This window comes from Actinocrinis sp. (genome assembly GCF_035653575.1).
GTDB lineage: Bacteria > Actinomycetota > Actinomycetes > Streptomycetales > Catenulisporaceae > Actinocrinis.
This window is the reverse complement of record NZ_DASRBQ010000164.1, coordinates 1-15,233: the sequence shown is the minus strand read 5'-3', so window position 1 is coordinate 15,233 and position 15,233 is coordinate 1. Positions and strand designations below refer to the sequence as shown.

Here is a 15,233-nt window from a genome sequence, read left to right as displayed (position 1 = left end):
AGCAGAGCGCGGTGCCGGCGGACGAAGGGGAGCTTGGCCCACATCGCCCCGAGTCCGAGTCGGCTGCCAGTGCCGAACGCCGCGATCGTGAACAGCGCGAGGGCGTCCATCACGTGCTCGTCCACGAACGGGTTGACCGATCCGCTCGCCGAGCCGTCCGCCGCGTGCTTCGCGGGCGGGAAGACCGCGAACCACATCATCGCCACCAGGATCGTTCCGGCGACGGCCGCGAACCGCAGGCCGATGCCGAGGATCAGGGCCAGGCCGATGCCGAGCAGGCCGAGCATGAAAAGCCAGTCAGCCCACTGCTTTCCGGCCCACGCGTGGTACATCGACTGCCACGGGCCGACGTTCACGCTGGCCAGGAAGCCCTTGGTCGGGGAGCCGCCGTGGATCCAGGCACGGGCCGAGGGGGTCGAGTAGCCCAGCCCGAAGGTCTTGTCCAGGAACGCCCAGAAGAACGCGAACCCGACGCCGACGCGCAGCGCCGCGATGGCCGCCTCGCGCACGCCGACCGCGCTCGTCACCTTCGCCGCGACGTCCGCCTTCATCGCCCCGGGGCGGGCCCGCAGGTGGAACCGGCCGCCCACGTGGAATCCGTGTAGCCCGTGCTGCGTCGCCATGGGATATCGCTCCTCGGTCTTTCGTTTCCGCTTCGCTTCGCTTCGAGTGTCGTGCGCGAACGGGAACGCCGGAGCCTGCCAAAAGTCCCGAAACCGGCCGCCAAAGGTCGGATCACAGCAAGTCAAGGCATTGTGATGATGCTACTTGAGGTCGGCCGCCACATGATCGTCAACGTCGGGACCTTCGGCCCTTGGGTCTCCTTGCGCACTTTGATGGAGTGGAGGTGAGCGGGAAGGACCCGAAGACATCAGGACGCGGAGCAGCGGTCCCCGAGCCGCGCACCACGCGATCAGGATCCGCGAGAAGCGGGTCGGGCCTTCCCGCCCGTCATGCCCGGACGACGTAACGGATCAACGCGCCGGCCGTGCAAGTGCACGAGGGGAAGAGATGACTGCGATATCCACGCAGGAGCAGCCAGGAACGGCGGAGGCCTCCGAACGCGATCCGTGGGAAGGCTTCACAGGCACTAAGTGGCGCAAAGCGATTGACGTGCGCGACTTCATCCAGGCCAACTACACGCCTTACACCGGCGACGGATCGTTCCTCGCCGGGCCGACCGCGCGAACCACGGCCCTGTGGGCGCGGCTGACCGCGATGTTCCCGGTCGAGCGGAAACTCGGGATCTACGACGTGGACGTGCACACGCCGGCCGCGATCACCGCGCACGCCCCGGGCTACATCGACCGGGACAACGAGCTGATCGTCGGGCTGCAGACAGACGCCCCACTCAAGCGCGCGATCATGCCGAACGGCGGCTGGCGGATGGTCGCGAGCGGCCTGGCCGCCTACGGGATCGACGCCGACCCGCGTATCGCAGAGATCTACACCAAGTACCGCAAGACGCACAACGACGGGGTCTTCGACGCCTATACGCCGCAGATTCTGGCCGCGCGCCGGGCCGGAGTCATCACCGGCCTGCCGGACGCCTACGGGCGTGGCCGGATCATCGGCGACTATCGGCGCGTCGCGCTCTACGGCGTGGACCGGCTGATCGCCGCGAAGCGGGAGGAGCGCGCCGAACTGGACGCGCTCTGGGCCGACGACCAGACCATCCGGCTGCGCGAGGAGTTGGCCGAGCAGATCAGGGCCCTGGGTGAGCTGAAGCAGATGGCTGCTTCCTACGGGTTCGACATCTCCGGTCCGGCGGCGACGGCGCGCGAGGCGATCCAGTGGCTGTACTTCGGATTCCTGGCCGCGGTCAAGGAGCAGAACGGCGCGGCCATGTCGCTCGGCCGGGTCTCCACCTTCCTCGACGTCTATCTGGCTCGCGATCTGGCGGCCGGGCGGCTGGATGAGAGCACGGCGCAGGAACTGATCGACGACTTCGTGATCAAGCTGCGGATCGTGCGGTTCCTGCGCACGCCCGAATACGACGAACTGTTCTCCGGCGATCCGACCTGGGTGACCGAGACGATCGGCGGCACCGGCCGCGATGGCCGGCCGCTGGTGACGCGCACCAGCTTCCGGTTCCTGCAGACGCTCTACAACCTCGGCTCCGCGCCGGAACCGAACCTGACCGTGCTGTGGTCGAGCCGCTTGCCGGTCGGGTTCAAGGACTTCTGCGCGAAGGTGTCCATCGACACCAGCGCGATCCAGTACGAGTCGGACGAGCTGACCCGGCGGCACACCGGCGACGACACCGCGATCGCCTGCTGCGTCTCCGCGATGCGGGTCGGCAAGCAGATGCAGTTCTTCGGCGCGCGGGTCAATCTGGCCAAGGCGCTGCTGTACGCGATCAACGGCGGCCGGGACGAGATCAGCGGCGCGGTCGTGGCGCCGGGGCTCGAGCCGATCGCGGACGAGTATCTGGAGTATGACAAGCTCGACGTCGCACTGGACAAGGTGCTCGACTGGCTGGCCGAGACGTACGTACACGCCCTCAACGTGATCCACTACATGCACGACAAGTACGCCTACGAGCGGATCGAGATGGCGCTGCACGACCGTGACGTTGAGCGCACGCTGGCCTGCGGTATCGCCGGGCTCGCCGTCGCGGCGGACTCCCTGTCGGCGGTCAAGCACGCGAGAGTCAGGGTACTGCGAGACGAGAGCGGCCTGGCGACGGACTTCGAGACCACGGGCGATTTCCCCGCCTACGGCAACAACGACGAGCGCGCGGATGCGATCGCGGTCGATCTGGTGGACCGGTTCATGACGAAGATCCGCAGGTATCCGGCTTATCGCGGCGCGCGGCACACCCAGTCGGTGCTGACAATCACCTCGAATGTGGTCTACGGCCACAAGACCGGGAACACTCCGGACGGCCGGCGCGCCGGTGTGGCCTTCTCCCCGGGTGCGAACCCGATGAACGGACGCGACCGACACGGCCTGGTCGCCGCGGCGCTCTCCGTGGCGAAGCTGCCCTACGACTACGCGCAGGACGGTATCTCGCTCACCGCGACCATCGTGCCCTCCGGGCTCGGGCGGGAGCCGGGCGAGCGGGTCGCGAACCTGGCCGGAATCCTCGACGGGTACTTCGCTTCTGGCGGCTACCACATGAATGTCAATGTCCTGGATCGGGCTGTGCTCGAGGATGCGATGGAGCACCCTGAGAGGTATCCGCAGCTGACCATCCGGGTCTCGGGGTATGCGGTCAACTTCGTCCGGCTGAGCCGTAAGCAGCAGCTCGACGTGATCAGCCGTACCTTCCACGAGGCGCCTTGAAAGGCATGAGCACAGCACGAGGCGACGCCATGACCGGTATGACGGGTCCTGGCGTCGAGACAACGGAAGTCGGCGTCGCGTCAGTCCTCGGATCGATCCACTCCTGGGACTTGTCCACGGGAGTGGACGGGCCCGGAACCCGGTTCGTGGTGTTCACTCAGGGCTGCCCGCTGCGTTGTGCCTATTGTCATAACCCTGAGACTTGGCGGATGCGCGACGGACAGCAGGTCGAGTCGGCGGACCTAGTCGCGGAGGCGGCCAAGTACGCACCCTTCATTCGGTCGGCCGGCGGCGGGGCGACGGTCAGCGGCGGTGAGCCGCTGCTTCAGCCCCGATTCACCGCCGCGCTGTTCCACGGGTTCCGGGCGCTGGGATTGCACACAGCGCTGGACACCTCCGGGTACCTCGGTGCCCGGGCCGGCGACGGACTGCTGGCCGCGACCGATCTGGTCCTGCTGGACGTCAAGTCCTGGGACCGGGCGCTGTATCGCCGTCTCACCGGCCGGGACCTGCACCCGACCCTCGCCTTCGCGCGCCGGCTCGCGGATCGGCCGCAGCCGGTACCGGTGCACCTGCGCTTCGTCCTCGTGCCCGGCCTGACCGACGCCGCCGCGAACGTCGCGGGAGTGGCCCGCTTCGCAGCGTCGCTCGGCAATGTCGAGCGCGTCGACGTGCTGCCCTTCCACAAGCTCGGCGCGGCGAAGTACGCGGCGCTCGGCATCCCGTTTCCCCTCGCCGACACCCCGGCGCCGACCGACCGGCAGGTCAGCGCAGCGCGCGAGCAGTTCGCGGCCGAGGGGTTGGCCGTCTTCTGACAGTCAACCCCTCGGCTTCGGGTCCAGCAGTCTGGGGTCAGACACTGTGGTCGCGGTGCCAGCCGGAGAAGACGCCCTTGAAGGGCGGTTCCTTGACCGGACGCAGATCCGTGTCGTCCTCGGCGTATGTGAGGTCGCTCTCGACGGCCACCACGCCGTCGATCCGGCGCACCGCGCTCTCCGCGATGCGGACCGTGCTGCGCCGGTCCATCCGGCCGGAAAGCAGCACGCGGCCGTCGTAGACCTGCGCGGTCCAGCCCTCGGGGTCGATCCAGAAGGCGTCGACCAGCAGCGAGCGGACCTCCTCCTCAAGTTCGTCGTCGCTGCGCAGGAAGACGCGCAGCAGGTCGCGCCGGCTGACGATGCCGACGAGGCGGCCGTTGCCGTCCACGACCGGCATCCGCTTGATCCGGTGCGCCTCAAGCTTCCGGGCGGCGGCGGAGACGTCCTCGTCCGCGCCGATGGTCACCGCGGGCGCCGTCATCAGCTCCACCGCGGTGGCGGCCTGGGCCTTGTGCCGGGTGATCGACTCCTTCGGCGTCAGCGGCGGCCGCAGCGGATCGGGCGCCTGCGCCCGGCTCTCCTTGGCCAGCAGGTCGGCCTCGGAGACGATGCCGAGCACGCGCTTGGCCTCGCCGAGCACCGGCAGCGCGCTGACCGCGTGCTCCGTCAGCAGCCTGACGATCTCCTTGTACGCGGTTCCCGGGCTCACGGTGACGACCTGCTCGGCCGGCGTCATCACATTGCCCACGGTGCGGTGCGGCATGTCACTACTCCTCTTCGCCGCGGTGGCCCGATCGGATCTGCGGCTTCTGTGCTCAGTACATTCGCCTCTTGCATCGTCACGCGCCGAACGCGGCCCGGTGAGGGCCGAAAGGCCCGGTCGTGACGGATCCAAAGGACCGTTCGGCCGCGCAGCTCGCGGTGCAGGTTGAGCTCCACGGCAGCGGCGGTCTGCGCGTCGAGGTGGGCGAGCGGTTCGTCCAGCACGACGACGGGGGCGCGGCTGAGCAGCACGCGGGCGAGGGCGATGCGCTGGCGTTCGCCGCCCGAAACGGCGTCGCCGAACTGGCCGACGGCGGCGTCCAGGCCGTTGGGCAGCGCGGCGACCCATTCGTCGAGGCGGACGGCCTTCAGGATCCGCCACAGCTCGCTTACGGTGGCGTCGGGGCGGGCGATGCGCAGGTTCTCCCGGATGGTCGCGTCGAACAGGTGCGCGTCCTGTCCGCAGACGACCACCGTGTCGCGGACCCGGCCCGGATCGATCTCGCGCAGGTCGGTGCCGTCGATGCGCACGGAGCCGGAGACCGGATCCAGGAAGCGCGCGGCGAGGGCGGCCAAGGTGGATTTTCCGATGCCGCTCGGACCGGATATTTCGACCTGCTCGCCCGCGCGTACCCGGAATGACACGTCGCGCACGGCCGGCCCGGCGTTGTCGCAGGGCTCGATGACGTGCCGGGAGCGTGGGTCGGGGTCGGGCCAGACGGCGGTGACCTCATCGAATTCGAGCACGGATTCGGCAGTCCACGCGAGCGCCCTCGGGCGTTCGGGCGTCGGGACGAGTGGTGGGGCGTCGGCGATTCGGCGCAGCCGTTCCCAACCGGCTTTGCCGTGGTCGTAGGCGCGCGCGGCGTCGGGAAGCGTGGCGAGCAGTTCGAAGAGGGCCAGCGGGGCGAGGACGAGTGCCGCGGCGATCGGGCTGCCGACGTGCCCGGCGCGCACTGCGTTACCGGCGACCACCGCAAGGGCGGCGCAAGTGGTCCCGGAGGCAAGCAGGTTAAGGGCCTGGCCGAGTCCGCCGGCCAGCGCGCTGCGGCGTTCGAGAACGCTGAGCCGCCGATCGTCCTCGGCGATGCGCTGCGCATGCCGCGCGGCCGCGCCGTACGCGACAAGGTCGGGTAACGCGCCGAGCAGGTCCACGGTGTGTTCCGTGAGCCGACCGCGCACGGCGGCGGTCCGGGTCTCGGCGCCTCGGCTCGTCGCCCGCGCGACCAGCGGAACGAGGACCGCGCCGACGCTGATCCCGAGACACAGCACCAGAGCGCTCGAGGGCAACGCGAGCAGGTCGAAGAGGAGCAGTCCTGAGCAGGAGAGCACGACGCCGGCCACCGGAAGCAGCACCTTGAGGAAGAGATCCTGCACGGCGTCGACATCAGAGGTCAGATTGGCCAGCAGGTCGCCTCCGCGCTCGGCCGCCATTCCGGCCGGAGCGCGCCGCGCGAGCGCGCGATAGACCCGCACGCGCAGGTCGGCTAGCAGACGTAGCGTGGCGTCGTGCCCGGAGAGGCGTTCGGCGTAGCGCAGGACGGCGCGGCCGATACCGAAGGCTTGAACAGCGGCGATACCGACCTGCAGGGTGAGCAGCGGCGGACGCAGCGCGGCGGTGGCGATCAGCCAGGCCGAGGCTGCGGCCAGACCGACGCTGCACAGCGCGGCTGCACCGGCGAGTCCCGCCGCGGCGATAATTCGGGACCTGATTCGTCCGGGGGTGGCGGATTCCTCGGCTGTGCTTCCGTTTTCGCGCGAAGTGACGGCGGCGCGTGACACGGCACGACCAGGCTCCAGCGTCGCTGGCGGAGCGGCTGGCTGTGCGGGTTCGGTTTTCGGCGACGGTTCGAGGTGCACGATTGTGTCGCAGAGTTCGAGCAACACGGGTCGGTGCGTGATCAGCAGTGCGGTGCGGCCGGGCAACCAGCTCCGGAGCGATTCCGTGATGGATCGCTCGGTGTCGGGGTCGAGATGTTCGGTCGGCTCGTCGAGCAGCACGATCGGGGCGTCACGCAGGATCGCGCGGGCGAGCCCGACGCGCCGCGCCTGCCCGCCGGAGATTGCGGTCCCGTCGCGGCCCAGCGGTGTGTCGAGGGGGAAGTCGATGCCGACCGCCAAGGCGGCGTGCGCGACCTCCTCGTCCGCGGCGAGCGGCTTACCGAGCCGAATGGCTTCGGCGACGGTGCGGCCGGTCAGCAGTGGTCGCTGAGGCAACCAGGCCAGTCGCGCGCGCCACTGTTCGAGGTCAGTGTCGGAGAGTTGTGTGTCGCCGATGGTGATGCGGCCACTGGCAGGGGTGTCGAAGCCGAGTAGCAGGTGCAGCAACGTGGTCTTGCCGGCACCGCTCGGGCCGACCAGCGCGGTGGTCCGCCCCACTTCGAGCGGGAGTTCGAGGTCTGGCACGACCTGGTCCGTGCGGCCTTCGCGGGAAATGCGTACGCCCGAGAAACGGATGATGCCTGGGGATGCGGAGGCAATCGCGACGCTGTGGGTTGAGGATGAAGTCCGTGTGAGAGCGGCGTCTTCGTGGGACGTCTGTGCGGCGGCAGTGTTCGCGAAGATCTGGTCTGTGGCCGCGAGTCCCTCTGCCGCCTCGTGATATCGCGCCCCCACGAGGCGCAACGGCAGGTAGACCTCCGGTGCGCAGATCAGCACGAGTAGGCCGGTGCGCAGGCTCAGGCTGCCGTCCGCGAGCCGCAGGCCGATCGCCACGGCGACTAGCGCCACCGAGAGCATCGCGATCAGTTCCAGCACGAGCGAGGAAAGGAACGCGACCCGCAGCGTCCGGCTCGTCGCCCGCCGGTGCGCGTCTGCGGCGCGCCGGATCGCGGCCCGCTGGGCCTTGGCCCGGCCGAACGCGACGAGAGTGGGCAGTCCGGCGACCACCTCCAGGAAGTGGCCGCCCAGGCGTTCGAGAGTGGACCAGCGCTCGGCCATGTGGTCGCGGGTCATGAGTCCGATCAGGATCATGAACAGCGGGATGAGCGGGATGGTGAGCGCGATGATCAGGGCACTGAGCGGATCGGCCGTCAGGATGCGGACGCCGAGCACGGCAGGCACGATCGCGGCCAGCGCCAGCTGCGGCAGGTAGCGCGCGAAGTAACCGTCGAGGGCGTCGATCCCGCGCGTCGCCAGGACCGCGGCCTCGCCGGCCCGTTCCCGGTCCGCTGCCCGGACTCGTCCCGTCGTCAGCGCCTTGATCAAGTCGGCTCGCAGGGCGGCCTTCACCGCCGTGGAGGTGCGTACTGCGCAGGCCTCGCGGAACCAGGCGAGCGCCGCGCGCCCGAGACTCGCGGCGATCAACCCGGCCACCGGACCCGCATACGAAGCCTGCGATCGCGGCGTGAGCACCAGCCCGGAGATCAGGTCCGCCAGCAGCGTGGCCTGCACGATCAGCAGTACGGCGGCTGCCGCGCCGATCCCGGCCAGTGCGCCGAGGAATGCCCGTACTGGCCGGGCACGACGCACCAGCCGAGGATCGACTGGTTTCACGCGGCGCTGCCTTCCTGGTGGCGGTGTGGCAGCTCCTTGTCAGCGGACTTACGCGCCGCCGGCAACGACACCTTGCCGTCACCGTTGACGCGCGCTCGGAACACCCAGTACGTCCAGGTTTGATAAGCCAGCACGATCGGTGTGAAAGCGAGCGCCACCCAGCTCATCACCGTCAGGGTGTAATGGCTCGACGACGCGTTGGTCACGGTCAGGCTGTACGCGGCCGACGTGGTCGACGGCATCACCGCCGGGTGCAGCGTCAGGAACAGGGCCGCGGCGGTCGCCACGATCGCGGCCGCGGTGCCCGCGAAGGCCCAGCCGTCACGGTCGCGCCAGGTCGCCGCGAGCCCGCCGAGCAGCGACACGGCGGCGATCACCGCGACCACCGCGGCGGCGGCCACGTGTCCGCGCGAGCCACCGCTTGCCTGAACCAGCGTCCAGACCAGGAAGCCCACAGCGAAGATGGCCGCGCCCGGCCCGAGGAGCAGCACCGCCTTTCGCGCGCGGTCGCGCAGCTCGCCGGTCGTCTTGAGCGCGATGAACACCGCTCCGTGCAAGGTGAACACGGTCAGCGTGGTCAGGCCGCCGAGCAGGGCGTAAGGATTAAGCAGGGTGAAGAAGGACCCTGTGTAGTTGTGCGCCGCGTCGATCGGCACGCCGCGCACGATGTTCCCGAACGCCACTCCCCACAGCAGCGCCGGAAGGGCGGCGCTGATGGTGTGCGCCCAGTCCCAGCGCCGCCGCCAGACCGGGTCGGTCTCCTTGTTGCGGTATTCGATCGCGGCGATGCGCACGATCAGCGCCACCAGGATAAGCAGCAGCGCCAGATAGAAGCCGCTGAAGAGGGTGGCGTACCACTGCGGGAACGCTGCGAAGGTCGCCCCGCCGGCCACCAGCAGCCAGACCTCGTTGCCGTCCCAGACCGGGCCGATGGTGCGCAGCATCAGGCCGCGCTCGCGCTCGTCCCGGCCGACCGCTTGCAGCAGCACGCCGACGCCGAAGTCGAATCCCTCGAGCATGAAGTAGCCGCACCAGAGCACCGCGATGAGGGTGAACCACAGGTTCTGCAGAGACATGTTAGGACCCTTACTCCTGTTGTCAGTACGCGAAGCCGAGGTCTGGCTCGGTGTCGAGGGCCTTGTCCGCGCCCGGGCCGCCGGAACCGCCCGGCCCGCGGCGGGCGGCGCGCACCGTCAGGCCGACCTCGACGACCGCCAGCCCCGCGTACAGCAGGGTGAGCACGATCAGCGAGGTGAGGATGGTGCCCGCGCCTACCGTCGGCGAGACGGACTGCCTGGTGGCCAGCACCCCGAACACCGACCAGGGCTGGCGGCCCATCTCGGTGAAGATCCAGCCGAAGCTCGAGGCCAGCGGGCCCAGGGCCATCGCCCACAGCGCGGCGCGCCAGAACCAGCGCCGCTCCGGCTCCGGGGTGCGCCCGCGCCGGGTCAGCCAGAGCCCGAGCAGCGCCACCAGGCCGGCGACCAGGCCGAAGCCGATCATGAGCCGGAAGGACCAGTAGGTGACCGGGATCACCGGCGTGTACGTGCCCGGGCCGTACTTGGCGACCTCAGCCGCCTGCACGTCGTTGATCCCCTGCACCTGCCCGTGGAAGGAGCCGGTCGCGAGGAAGGAGAGCAGGTTGGGCAGCCGCACCGACCAGACCTCGGACTTGCCGTCCAGCGAGCCGATCGTGAACAGCGAGAAGGAGGCGGGCTGCGAGGTGTGGTACAGCGCCTCGGCCGCGGCCATCTTCATCGGCTGCTGCTCGGTCATGATCTTGCCGTCGATGTCGCCGGTCACCGCGGTCAGCGCGCAGGCGATGAGGGCGGTCCACAGGCCGAGGCGCAGTGAGGGCCGCATTGTGTCCGCGTGCTGGCGGCGGCGCAGGTGCCAGGCGCTGACCGCGATCAGCAGCAGTCCGGACATCAGGAACGCGGCGGCGATGGTGTGCCCGAAGGCGACCAGCGCGGTGGAGTTGGTCAGCACCGCCCAGATGCTGGTCAGCCGCGCGGTGTGGGTCGCCGGGTCGAGCACGAAGCCGACCGGATGCTGCATCCAGGCGTTGGCGGCCAGGATGAAGTAGGCGGAGAGCATGGTGCCGATGCCGGCCAGCCAGATGCAGGCGGTGTGCACGCGCGGCGGCAGCCGGTCCCAGCCGAAGATCCACAGGCCGAGGAAGGTGGACTCCAGGAAGAAGGCCAGCAGCCCCTCGATCGCCAGCGGTGCGCCGAAGACGTCGCCGACGAAGCGCGAGTACTCGCTCCAGGCCATCCCGAACTGGAACTCCTGCACGATGCCGGTGGCCACGCCGAGCGCGAAGTTGATCAGGAACAGCTTCCCCCAGAACTTCGCGGCGCGCAGATAGTGCTCGCGGCCGGTGCGCAGCCACGCGGTTTGCAGTCCGGCGGTGAGCAGCGAGAGGCCGATCGTCAGCGGCACGAAGAAGAAGTGGTACACGGTGGTAATGCCGAACTGCCAGCGGGCGAGCAGCAACGCGTCCACGGCTCATGGTCCTTTCGGGGACGTACGCGGTCGTGCTGTCAGCTTCGCCAGCCGCGCCGGGCCCGCGGCAGGGCGTACCGGCCTGGCCGGAAGGGACCAAGGTCCCGAACCGGCGCCGGGCTTGCCGTCCGAATGGCCCGAGACGCCGGGCGCGCGGCGCGCGATAGTGAGCGGAAGGTGCGATGGTGCACCGGGAGGCTGGGAGGACGGACGGCGCGATGGACACGACCTTGCTGGTTCCTTGGGACGATGCGCTCACGTCGTACGACTTCGGGCACGACCATCCGCTCGCTCCGGTGCGGGTCGAGCTGACCATGCGCCTGGCGCGCGAGCTCGGCGTACTCGACGCCCCGGGCGTGGTGCTGGCGCCGGTGGCCGCGGCGAAGGACGGCGTGCTCGAGCTCGTCCACGCCCCGGAGTACATCGCCGCGGTGAAGAACGTCGCCCACGCGACGCGCTCCGAGCGCAGCCGCTACGGCCTGGGCACCGACGACAATCCGATCTTCCCCGGCATGCACGAGGCCTCGGCGCTGGTCGTCGGGGCGAGCGTGGCGGCGGCGGACGCGGTGTGGTCCGGCATGACCGAGCACGCCGCGAACCTGGCCGGCGGCCTGCACCACGCGATGCGGGCGCACGCGTCAGGGTTCTGTCTCTACAACGACGTCGCGATCGCCATTGCGCGACTGCTTGAGCAGGGCGCGACCAGGGTCGCTTACGTGGACGTCGACGCGCACCACGGCGACGGCGTGCAATCAGCCTTCTACAACGATCCTAGAGTCCTGACGATCAGCCTTCATGAGCACCCCAGCACCCTGTTCCCCGGCACCGGACTGCCGGAGGAGTCAGGCGGCCGGAACGCCGAGGGCATGAGCGTGAACGTGGCGCTGCCGGCCGGCACCCGCGACGCGCACTGGCTGCGCGCGTTCGACGCGATCGTCCCGCCGCTGCTGCACGCCTTCCGGCCTGAGGTACTCGTAACGCAGCACGGTTGTGACAGCCACGCGCTCGACCCGCTTGCACACCTGATGCTCACCATCGATGGTCAGCGTATGGCCGCTGAGGCACTGCACCGGCTCGCCCACAAGCACACTGAAGGCCGCTGGCTGCTCTTCGGCGGAGGCGGGTACGCGGTGGTCGACGTGGTACCGCGGATCTGGACGCAAGTCCTGGCCGAGGCCGCGCACCAGCCGGTCCCGCCGCAGACCGAGACTCCCGACTCCTGGCGCACCTTCGCCGCCGAACGCGCCGGGCAGATCGCGCCGCGGTCGATGACCGACGGGCACCAGCCGCAGCCGCGCCCCTGGGCCAACGGCTTCGATCCGGCCGACCCGATCGACCGCGCGGTTCTGGCCACCCGCCGCGCCGTCTTCCCGCACCACGGCCTCGAAGTCACCCACTGAGTCCGGGGAGAACAGGGAACCGCTCTCTCGGAAAGCTCCTGCGCTCCGCCGCATCGCGCCACGCCGGGGCTTGATCGCGATCACGTCCGCCGCAAGACAGGGCCACGCAAGACAGGGCCAACGGTCGGGCCCCGGCGGGACGTTCGGCCATACTGCGCCGGCCGCCCCGCGCAGCACGCTGATTACCGGAGAGACGGCAGCCAGCGGCGATGAGCGCCACGAGCGGACCAGAGGAGCGCGACACCATGAAGAAATTCGGTCACCCTCGCGTCGTCGTCGGCATCGATGACTCTCTGACCGGCCTCGCCGCGATCCGGACCGCCGTGGCAGAGGCGCGCCGGCGCATGCTCCCGCTCTACGCCGTGCGGTCCCGCACCACCGCGATCGCGTGCGTGGACTCGACCACCATCACCACCGCGTTCCTCGACGCGCTCGGCTCCGTGCCGACCGACATCGAGATCGAGACCGCGGTGTCCTTCCTGCCCATCAGGGACGCGCTGTGCACGGCCGCCGCCGATCCGCGCGACCTGCTCGTCGTGGGCTGCAGCGGCAAGGGTTTCTGGCACACGCTGTGGTCCGGCTCGGTCGCGCACGCCGTGATGCGCCGGGCCCGCTGCCCGGTGCTCGCCGTGCCGGTGCCGGAAATGGCCCGCGCGGTGCATCGTCCGCACCGCTGGCGCGGTCGCAGCCAGTGGGACCCGATCCGGCAGCTCGAAGCCGAGCGGCCCGAGTTCCACGGCCGCCCTTACTCAGGCATCTGAGTCGTACGGGGGTGCCCGGCACCCGGCGCCCCCGGCTTCTGCGGGCCGGCTTTCGGTCCCGCCCCGGCCCGTCACGCCCCCATCGCAGAAGGCAGAGAAACATAATGATGAAAGCAGCCGTCGTCACCGACTTCGCCAGGCCGCTGCAGATCAAGCAGGTACCGGTGCCGGTTCCCGGCCCGGGCCAGGCGCTGGTGCGCATCGAGGCCAGCGGGGTATGCCACACTGACATCCACGCCGCGCACGGCGACTGGCCGGTCAAGCCGCCGCTGCCGTTCATTCCGGGCCACGAGGGCGTCGGCGTCATCGAGGCGCTGGGCCCGGGCGTGCAGGTGCGCAGCATCGGCGAGCGGGTCGCGATCCCGTGGCTCGGCTCCGCGTGCGGGCACTGCCGCTACTGCGTTTCCGGCCGCGAGACGCTGTGCGAGTCGCAGACGAACACCGGCTACTCGGTCAATGGCGCCTATGCCGAGTACGCGCTGGCTGCCGCCGACTACGTGGTGCCGGTGCCTGACTGGGTCAGCACCGTGGAGGCCGCCCCGCTCACCTGCGCCGGCGTGACCACCTACAAGGCGATCAAGGTAGCCGGGGTCGGGCCGACCGACCATGTCGCGGTCTTCGGCGTCGGCGGGCTCGGCCACCTCGCGGTGCAGTACGCGCGCATCGCCGGCGGTTTCGTCACCGCGGTCGATCTGGACGAGGGCAAACTGGAGCTGGCCCGGGAACTGGGCGCCGAGCACGTCGTCAACGCGGCCGAGCACAATCCGGCCGAGCTGATCCGGGCCGAGGGCGGCGCGGACGTGGCGATCGCCCTTGCCGCCTCGCCGCAATCCTTCCACCAGGCCTTCGCCAGCCTGCGCCGCGGCGGCCGGCTGGTGTGCGTCGCGCTGCCCGCGGGCGGCACGCTGACCGTCCCGATCTTCGACACCGTGCTCGGCGGGATCAGCGTCATCGGCTCGATCGTCGGCACCCGCCAGGATCTGGCGGAGGTCTTCGAGCTGCACCGCGCCGGGCGCACCCGGGTGTTCGCCGAGAGCCGGAAGCTGGAGCAGGTCAACGAGACCTTCTCCGACGTGCTGGCCGGACGGGTCCAGGCGCGCATCGTCTTCGAGTTCTAAGTTCGCGCCGGAATCCGCGCCGCGGCCCGCGCGGCCCGCCCCGCCCGCCGCGGTCCTTCCCCAGACCTGGAGTCACCATGATTCAGAACCTTTCAACACCGCGGCGCATCGTCGTCGGCGTCGATTCCTCGGATAACGCGTCGCGCGCGGCCGAGTGGGCCGCGCGCCAGGCCGCCGATCTCGGCGTGCCGCTGTACCTGTTGCACGCTCTCGATTTGTCCGCAGGGCCCAGCGGCTCAGACGGGCACCATGGCGCCGGACACGAGGCCGGCGAACGCAGCGGCTTCGTCGAGGCCCGCTGGCAGGACGGCGAGCGGCTCGTCGACCGGATCGCGATACGGCTGGGCGAGCGGTTCCCCGGCGTGGCCGTGCGGGCCGAGCTGTCCGAGTCGAACGCGCCGGAGGCGCTGATCGACCAGAGCGGCCAGTCCACGATGGTGGTCACCGGGACGCGCGGGCACGGCGGTTTCGCCGGCCTGCTGCTCGGCTCGGTCAGCCTGAAGGTCGCCGCGCACGGGCTCGGCCCGGCGGTCGTGGTCCGCGGCGAGCAGCCGGGCGAGCCGTACAACGAGATCGTTCTCGGCGTGGAGCCCGGCGAGGCAGAACCACCGATGCGCTACGCCTTCGCGATGGCCGCGGCGCTGCGCTCGACACTGACTGTCGTCCGGGCGTGGTGGCCGCACCCGGCCTATGGCGGCTACTACACCGGCGACCACGAACTGACCGAGACCAATCAGACCGCTGAGGCGGACACGCTGATCAAGGGGCTGCGCGAGGAGTACCCGGACGTGGACGTCTCGACCGCCGCGATGCGCGGCAACGCGGTGCCGATGCTGATCGAAGCGGCGCGCGGATCGCGGCTGCTGGTGATCGGCGCGCACCGTCGGCGCAGTCCGCTGTCGGTCGGCGCCGGTTACGTGCTGCAGGGGTTGCTGTCGCACTCACCGACGCCGGTCGCTGTCGTGCCGATCGAGTAGGCAGCAACCTCGCCCGTGATCGCTCTTCCTCATTCGACTGGCGCGCGGCGCAGTCTGCGCAGGTACGGGTCCTTACGCTGTGCTGGAGCGACCTGCCCATCGCCGCCTG

Annotated in this window: 11 protein-coding genes; 6 read left to right on the top strand and 5 right to left on the bottom strand. The window is 70.1% G+C overall.

The window, feature by feature from the left end; all coding sequences use genetic code 11:
• Nucleotides 1-623, bottom strand: a 623-nt coding sequence (locus VFA06_RS22305) for a DoxX family membrane protein (protein ID WP_324842626.1), incomplete at its 3' end; no start/stop codon positions are given.
• 388 nt (nt 624-1,011) lie between these two features.
• Between VFA06_RS22305 and pflB the strand changes: the two genes are divergently transcribed.
• Nucleotides 1,012-3,288, top strand: coding sequence for a formate C-acetyltransferase (gene pflB / locus VFA06_RS22300; protein ID WP_324842625.1), 2,277 nt, complete (start codon nt 1,012-1,014; stop codon nt 3,286-3,288).
• 29 nt (nt 3,289-3,317) lie between these two features.
• A complete protein-coding gene (pflA, locus tag VFA06_RS22295) occupies nt 3,318-4,103 on the top strand; it encodes a pyruvate formate-lyase-activating protein (protein ID WP_349260297.1) in 786 nt (261 codons plus the stop codon).
• A gap of 37 nt (nt 4,104-4,140) precedes the next feature.
• On the opposite strand, the gene VFA06_RS22290 is transcribed toward pflA, so the two are convergent.
• From VFA06_RS22290 to VFA06_RS22275, 4 genes are read right to left on the bottom strand one after another with little or no spacing between them, the layout of a single operon-like run.
• Nucleotides 4,141-4,869 carry a CBS domain-containing protein gene (locus tag VFA06_RS22290; protein WP_324842623.1) on the bottom strand — a complete coding sequence of 243 codons (729 nt, stop codon included), beginning with the start codon at nt 4,867-4,869 and terminating at the stop codon, nt 4,141-4,143.
• The gene (cydD, locus tag VFA06_RS22285; RefSeq protein ID WP_324842622.1) at nt 4,842-8,363 is read right to left on the bottom strand and encodes a thiol reductant ABC exporter subunit CydD; all 3,522 of its coding nucleotides are present in this window, start codon (nt 8,361-8,363) and stop codon (nt 4,842-4,844) included. The genes VFA06_RS22290 and cydD overlap by 28 nt, the downstream gene beginning before the upstream one ends.
• Nucleotides 8,360-9,439: a cytochrome d ubiquinol oxidase subunit II gene (cydB, locus tag VFA06_RS22280; RefSeq protein WP_324842621.1), complete on the bottom strand. Its 1,080-nt coding sequence runs from the start codon at nt 9,437-9,439 to the stop codon at nt 8,360-8,362. Before cydB ends, cydD begins: the two co-directional genes overlap by 4 nt.
• 22 nt (nt 9,440-9,461) lie before the next feature.
• Nucleotides 9,462-10,868: a cytochrome ubiquinol oxidase subunit I gene (locus VFA06_RS22275; RefSeq protein ID WP_324842620.1), complete on the bottom strand. Its 1,407-nt coding sequence runs from the start codon at nt 10,866-10,868 to the stop codon at nt 9,462-9,464.
• Nucleotides 10,869-11,086: 218 nt separating this feature from the next.
• On the opposite strand from VFA06_RS22275, the gene VFA06_RS22270 reads away from it, so the two are divergent.
• The 4 genes from VFA06_RS22270 to VFA06_RS22255 all read left to right on the top strand — a co-directional run bounded on the left by VFA06_RS22270 (nt 11,087) and on the right by VFA06_RS22255 (nt 15,124).
• A complete protein-coding gene (locus VFA06_RS22270) occupies nt 11,087-12,268 on the top strand; it encodes an acetoin utilization protein AcuC (protein ID WP_324842619.1) in 1,182 nt (393 codons plus the stop codon).
• A gap of 245 nt (nt 12,269-12,513) precedes the next feature.
• Nucleotides 12,514-13,029, top strand: a complete 516-nt coding sequence (locus VFA06_RS22265) for a universal stress protein (RefSeq protein WP_324842618.1) — start codon at nt 12,514-12,516, stop codon at nt 13,027-13,029.
• A 107-nt stretch (nt 13,030-13,136) separates the two neighbouring features.
• Nucleotides 13,137-14,147 carry a zinc-dependent alcohol dehydrogenase gene (locus VFA06_RS22260; protein WP_324842617.1) on the top strand — a complete coding sequence of 337 codons (1,011 nt, stop codon included), beginning with the start codon at nt 13,137-13,139 and terminating at the stop codon, nt 14,145-14,147.
• Between the two features lie 77 nt (nt 14,148-14,224).
• Complete coding sequence (locus VFA06_RS22255; RefSeq protein ID WP_324842616.1) at nt 14,225-15,124, top strand: universal stress protein; 900 nt, start codon at nt 14,225-14,227, stop codon at nt 15,122-15,124.
• Nucleotides 15,125-15,233 lie beyond the last annotated feature (109 nt).

Excerpts from the sequence above, each read along its gene's own strand:
- pflB (WP_324842625.1), top strand. The coding sequence starts at position 1,012 with ATGACTGCGATATCCACGCAGGAGCAGCCAGGAACGGCGGAGGCCTCC.
- VFA06_RS22260 (WP_324842617.1), top strand. The coding sequence starts at position 13,137 with ATGAAAGCAGCCGTCGTCACCGACTTCGCCAGGCCGCTGCAGATCAAG.
- VFA06_RS22255 (WP_324842616.1), top strand. The coding sequence starts at position 14,225 with ATGATTCAGAACCTTTCAACACCGCGGCGCATCGTCGTCGGCGTCGAT.
- pflA (WP_349260297.1), top strand. The coding sequence starts at position 3,318 with ATGACCGGTATGACGGGTCCTGGCGTCGAGACAACGGAAGTCGGCGTC.
- VFA06_RS22270 (WP_324842619.1), top strand. The coding sequence starts at position 11,087 with ATGGACACGACCTTGCTGGTTCCTTGGGACGATGCGCTCACGTCGTAC.
- VFA06_RS22265 (WP_324842618.1), top strand. The coding sequence starts at position 12,514 with ATGAAGAAATTCGGTCACCCTCGCGTCGTCGTCGGCATCGATGACTCT.
- cydB (WP_324842621.1), bottom strand. The coding sequence starts at position 9,439 with ATGTCTCTGCAGAACCTGTGGTTCACCCTCATCGCGGTGCTCTGGTGC.
- VFA06_RS22290 (WP_324842623.1), bottom strand. The coding sequence starts at position 4,869 with ATGCCGCACCGCACCGTGGGCAATGTGATGACGCCGGCCGAGCAGGTC.